Annotated in this window: 1 protein-coding gene and 1 other annotated feature; the gene reads right to left on the bottom strand. The window is 42.7% G+C overall.

What is annotated here, in order from left to right; translation table 11 throughout:
• Positions 1-36: 36 nt before the first annotated feature.
• Positions 37-1,256 (bottom strand): IS3 family transposase gene (locus J8M01_RS23700; protein ID WP_247671268.1). Its coding sequence is split into 2 segments (ribosomal slippage): positions 37-968 and positions 968-1,256, totalling 1,221 coding nucleotides; the frame shifts between segments, so codons are not numbered across the junction.
• Positions 862-978, bottom strand: a sequence feature (AL1L pseudoknot). Its footprint overlaps the gene before it by 117 nt.
• Positions 1,257-1,306: the final 50 nt, after the last annotated feature.

Genomic DNA, 1,306 nt, shown 5'->3' with positions numbered 1-1,306 from the left:
ATCGCCCCGAGTTCATCGGAGACCAGTTTGTTTAAGTCAAGCCACTTTACCTGACTGGTTTAAATTATCATAGTAGTCTGTTTCATATTGAGCTGGTGAAATATACCCAATTGAAGATAATAGGCGTTGATTATTAAACCAATTAACCCACTCTAACGTTGCGTATTCAACAGCATCAACATTTTTCCACGGGCCATTTCTGCGAATAACTTCTGTTTTAAATAAGCCATTTATTGTTTCAGCTAATGCATTATCATAAGAGTCACCCACACTCCCTACAGAGGCCTGAATTCCAGCTTCAGCAAGTCGCTCAGTGTACCTTATCGACAAATATTGACTGCCTCTGTCACTGTGGTGAATTAACCCCTCGGGGTTACCACGATGCCAAATAGCTTGCTCTAACGCATCAAGAATAAGCTCTGTGTGCATTGTCGTTGATACACGCCAACCTACAATGTATCGTGAAAATACATCTATCACGAAAGCGACGTAAACAAAGCCACTCCATGTGGCAACATAGGTAATATCAGCGACCCAAAGTTGATTCGGCTGCTCAGCAGTAAATTGACGATTAACTAAATCCAATGGCTTATCTTGTTGCTCGTCAGGTATCGTTGTCTTATGTGCTTTCCCTCGACGAACACCTTGAATGCCCATAATTCGCATCAATCGTTCGACCGTACAGCGAGCGACTTGATGGTCGTCAAGCTGTAACTGCTTCCATATTTTTCTTGCACCATAAACTGACATATTATCCTCCCACACTTCGCGAATGAGTATCATCAGCTCAGCATCACGTTTTTTGCGGTTAGACAGTCGCTCAGGCTCTCTTTGTATCTGTTTATGAGAATAATACGTTGATGGTGCAATCGGTAATTCTTTGCAAATTGACTCGACACTGTAATGCTCACGATAAGCATCTATAAAAGCCACGCTTATTTCTGTTTGCGGTCGAGCTCCGCTTGGGCGAAAAAAGCGGCGGCCTGCCTCAAAATGTCATTCGTTCGCTTGAGTTCTTTATTCTCGCGCTCTAAAGCGGCAAGTCGTTCTTCAGTTGATTGAGTGTTAGAAGATGGTTTAGACGGTTGAGCTTGAGATTTCTTGACCCATGCTCTAAGTGTTTCTGGTGTACATCCCAGTTTATCTGAAATCGATACTAGCGCAGCCCAAAGAGAAGGGTATTCATGCTGTTGTGTAGTAACAAGCCTAATTGCACGTTCACGAAATTCTGATGTATAGCGATTTGATTTTTTCATAGTTCCAGTTTCTCAAGTTATTGAGTCTCTGGCAAACACGGGGCGATTCA

This window comes from Pseudoalteromonas sp. MMG005, assembly GCF_018101015.1.
Taxonomy (GTDB): domain Bacteria; phylum Pseudomonadota; class Gammaproteobacteria; order Enterobacterales; family Alteromonadaceae; genus Pseudoalteromonas; species Pseudoalteromonas aurantia.
This window is presented reverse-complemented; position numbering and strand designations above follow the sequence as displayed.